This is a genomic window from Kitasatospora sp. NPDC058406 (genome assembly GCF_042722765.1).
Classification (GTDB): domain Bacteria; phylum Actinomycetota; class Actinomycetes; order Streptomycetales; family Streptomycetaceae; genus Kitasatospora.
In genome coordinates this window covers 1-4573 of record NZ_JBHXKE010000416.1, presented here as the reverse complement: position 1 = coordinate 4573, position 4573 = coordinate 1, and the positions used below count along the sequence as shown (strand labels likewise).

Sequence of the window (4573 nt, the reverse complement as noted above, 5' to 3'; positions counted from 1 at the left end):
GACGAGGGCCGGGACGGCATCGGCCTGTTCCCGACCGACCGCGGCTGGGACGTCGAGGGGCTCTACCACCCCGACCCGGACCACCCCGGCACCTCGTACGCGCGCGAAGGCGGGTTCCTCTACGAGGCCGCGGACTTCGACCCGGACGTGTTCGGGATCTCGCCGCGCGAGGCGCTGGCGACGGACCCGCAGCAGCGCCTGCTGCTGGAGACGGCGTGGGAGGCGCTGGAGCGGGCCGGGGTGGACCCGTTGGGCCTGCGCGGCTCCCGCACCGGCGTCTACGTGGGCCTGATGTACCACGACTACGCCGCGCGCCTGCTGGACGTCCCGGACGAGGTCGAGGCGTACCTCGGGACCGGCAACTCGGGGAGTGTCGCCTCCGGCCGGATCTCCTACACGCTCGGCCTGGAGGGCCCCGCGCTGACGGTGGACACCGCCTGCTCGTCGTCCCTGGTCACGCTGCACCTGGCGGCCCGGGCGCTGCAGGCGGGCGAGTGCGATCTCGCCCTCGCGGGCGGGGCCGCGGTGATGGCGACCCCGGAGACGTTCGTCGGGTTCTCGCGGCAGCGGGGGCTGGCGGCCGACGGTCGGTGCAAGTCCTTCGCGGCGGGTGCGGACGGCACCGGCTGGGGCGAGGGCGTCGGCATGCTGCTGGTGGAGCGGCTGTCGGACGCGCAGCGGCTCGGCCACCCGGTCCTGGCGGTGGTGCGGGGCACGGCGGTGAACCAGGACGGTGCCTCCAGCGGTCTGACGGCGCCGAACGGCCCGTCGCAGCAGCGCGTCATCCGCCAGGCGCTGGCGAACGCCGGTCTGACGCCGCGGGACGTCGACGTGGTCGAGGCGCACGGTACGGGGACGACGCTGGGCGACCCGATCGAGGCCCAGGCGCTGCTGGCGACGTACGGGCGGGACCGGGACGGCGGCGACCCGCTCTGGCTGGGTTCGATCAAGTCGAACCTCGGGCACACCCAGGCGGCGGCCGGGGCGGCCGGCATCATCAAGATGGTCCAGGCGATGCGGCACGGCGTGCTGCCCCGCACGCTGCACGTCGACGCGCCCACCCCCCAGGTGGACTGGGCGTCCGGGGACGTGGAACTGCTCACCGAGGCCCGCCCCTGGCCGGAGGTGGACCGTCCGCGCCGGGCGGCCGTCTCGTCGTTCGGCATCAGCGGCACCAACGCCCACGTCATCGTGGAGGAACCCCCCGCCCCCCAGACCCCGTCCGCCCCCCAGACCCCGTCCGCGCCCCGGGTCGCACCCGCTCCGGCGGCCGGCCGGGTGGTGCCGCTGGTCGTCAGCGGACCGGACGCCGACGCGCTGCGCCGGCAGGCCGGACGGCTCGGCCGCCACCTGCGGGAGCATCCGGACGGGTCCCCGGCCGACCTCGCCCGGTCGACCACCCTGCGGGCCGCGCTGCCGCACCGGGCCGTGTTCCTCGCGCAGCGGACCGACGACGGCCTGGCACGGGCGGCCGACGCGCTGACCGCCTGGGCCTCCGGAGGCCGGGGCGAGGGCATGGTCGAAGGGGTCGCGGTCCGCGGGAAGCGGGCGTTCCTCTTCACCGGCCAGGGCGCGCAGCGGGCGGCCATGGGGGCGGCACTCGCCGCCGAGTTCCCGGTGTTCGCGGACGCGCTGGCCACCGTCACCGCCGCGCTGGACCCGCACCTGGGCGTGCCGCTGGCCGTCGCGCTCCACGACGAGGACCTCGTCCACCGGACCGAGTACGCGCAGCCGGCGCTGTTCGCCGTCGAGGTGGCGTTGCACGCGCTGCTCACGCACTGGGGTGTGCGGGCGGACGTCCTGGTCGGGCACTCGATCGGCGAGATCGCCGCCGCGCACGTGGCCGGGGTGCTGTCGCTCGCGGACGCGGCCACGCTGGTCGCCGCGCGCGGCAGGCTGATGCAGGCCCTACCCGCCGGCGGGGCGATGCTCGCCGTCGGAGCCTCCGAGGCCGACGTCCGGGCGGCGCTCGGCACGCTGGACGTCGCGGCGGTGAACGGCCCGGCGGCCGTGGTGGTCTCCGGGGCCGCGGACGCGGTGGAGGAGGCGGCCGTGCTCGCGGCCGGGCGCGGCTGGAAGACCAGTCGGCTGCGGACCGGCCACGCGTTCCACTCCCGGCTGATGGAGCCGATGCTGGCGGAGTTCCGGACCGTCGTGAAGTCCCTGGCCTTCGCCGAGCCGTCGACGCCGGCGGTGTCGAGCGTGACCGGCCGGCGGGTGGGACCGGGGGAGTGGACGGACCCGGAGTACTGGGTCGAGCAGGTCCGCCGGCCCGTCCGCTTCGCGGACGCCGTCGGCGCGCTGGACGGCATCGGCACGCTCGTGGAGCTCGGCCCGGACGGCGTCCTGACGGCGCTGGCCCGGCAGCTGCGCCCGGACGCCGTGTGCGTCCCGACGCTGCGCAAGGACCGCGACGAGCCCACCACCGCGCTCACCGCGCTGGGCACGCTGTTCGTCCACGGCTTCCCGGTCGACTGGAGCGCGGTGCTTCCCGGCGCGCGCCGCGTCGACCTCCCGACGTACGCGTTCCACCGGCGGCGGTTCTGGCTGGACGGCCCGGCCGAGGAGCAGCCGGGCACCGAGGGGTGGCGCTACCGCGTCGAGTGGCAGCCGGCGGGCGACGTCCTGACCGCCGGCCCGCCGGCCACCGACCTGCCGGGCACGGACGCCTCGGTCACCGACCTGGCCGGCGCAGAGCCGCGGACCGGCGCCGGGCAGACCACCGAGCCGCAGCCCGCCGCCGCGCCGGACGGCGCGTGGCTGGTGCTGGGCGACGAGGACGGCGCGCTCGCCGGCGCCCTGCGGGCCGCGGGCACCGAGGTGGTCGCCGAGCCCGGGCCGGCCCTCGCCGGTGTGCTGGCCGCGGTGTCCACCCCGGAGCAGGCCCTCGCGGTCGTCCGGCAGGGCCTGACGGCACCGCACTGGTTCGTCACCCGGCGCGCGGTGGCCACCGGGCCGGACGATCCGGCGCCCGACCCGGGCCCGGCGGCGGTCTGGGGACTGGCCCGGGTCCTCGGCCTGGAGCACCCGGACCGGTGGGGCGGACTGGTCGACCTGCCCGAACGGCCGGACGCCCCGGCGGCGGCCCGGCTCGTCGCGGTCCTGGCCGGCGGGCTCGGCGCCGAGGACCAGGTGGCCCTGCGGGCGGCCGGCCCGGCGCTGCGCCGGCTGGTCCCCGCGCCCGTGCCCGCCGGCGCCCCGCGCTGGCGGCCCGGCGGCACCCTGCTCGTCACCGGCGGGACCGGCGGCCTGGGCGCCGAGGTCGCCCGCTGGGCCGCGGCCCACGGCGCGCAGCGGCTGGTGCTGGTCTCCCGCCGGGGCGCCGACGCCCCCGGCGCGGCGGAACTGCTCGCCGAGCTGCCCGCGGCGCAGGCGCACGCCTGCGACCTGTCCGACCGGTCGGCGGTCGCGGCCCTGCTGGCCGAGGTCGGTGCGGTGGACGCCGTCGTGCACGCGGCGGGCGTCAGCCGGGACGTGCCGCTGGCCGCCGAGGACGCGGACCACCTGCGCGCCGTGGCGGCCGGCAAGGTCGACGGCGCGGTGCACCTCGACGCGTTGCTGCCGGACGTGCCGCTGATCGTCTTCTCCTCGATCGCGGGCGTCTGGGGAAGCGCGGAGCAGGCCGCCTACGCGGCGGCGAACGCGGCGCTGGACGCGCTCGTCGAGCGGCGCCGGGCGCAGGGCCGGCCCGGGACGGCGATCGCCTGGGGGCCGTGGGCCCGGATCGGCATGGCGGCCGACGACGAGGTCGCCGACCGGCTCCGGTTGCGCGGGCTCACCCCGATGGCGCCGGACCGGGCGCTGGACGCGCTCGGCGTGGCGGTCGGCGCCGGCGACGCGTCGGTCACCGTGGCCGACGTGGACTGGGCGCGCTTCGTCCCCGTGTTCTCCACCGCGCGGCCCCGGCCGCTGCTCACCGGCCTGGCCGCCGACCCGCTCACGGACGGACGGCCCGGCGCGGTCCCCGCCCGCGGGGACGTGGCCGGGCAGCTGGCCGCCCGGCTGGCCGAGGCCGCCCCGGCGGAGCGGGAGCGGATCCTGCTGCGGCTGGTCCGGGACGAGGCGGCGGCCGTGCTCGGCCACGCGTCGGGCGCCGCGGTGGCGCCGGAACGGGCCTTCAACGAGCTCGGCTTCGACTCGCTCACCGCCGTCCAGCTGCGCGACCAGCTGATCGCCGCCACCGGACTGCCGCTCTCGCCGACGCTCGTCTTCGACTACCCGAACGCCGAACGGCTCGCGGGCCACCTCGGGGAGTCCCTCGCGCCCGTGCCGGAGACGGTGGACCTGCCCGACGAGGAGATCCGGCGGGCGCTCGCAGCGATCCCGGTCGAGCGGCTGCGGGAGTCCGGGCTGCTGCCCCGGCTGCTGCGGCTGGCGCCGGTGGAACCGGCCCCGACGCTTCCGGGGCCGGGCGCGCCCGCCGAGGACCTCGACGCGATGGACGTCGAGGAGCTCATGCGGCTCGCGCTCGGCTCCGCCGCCCCCGACGAGGACTGACGCCCCGGCGCCCGTACCCGCAACCCCCGCCCCCTGCCCGGGGGACCCCGCCCGGGGGGGGGGGGGCCCCCCCCCG

General features: G+C 78.6%; 1 protein-coding gene. It reads left to right on the top strand.

The features are described 5' to 3' along the window. A partial coding sequence (locus ACFWOG_RS39750) for an SDR family NAD(P)-dependent oxidoreductase (protein ID WP_380364521.1) occupies window positions 1-4497 on the top strand: 4497 nt, incomplete at its 5' end. Between the last annotated feature and the right edge of the window lie 76 nt (window positions 4498-4573).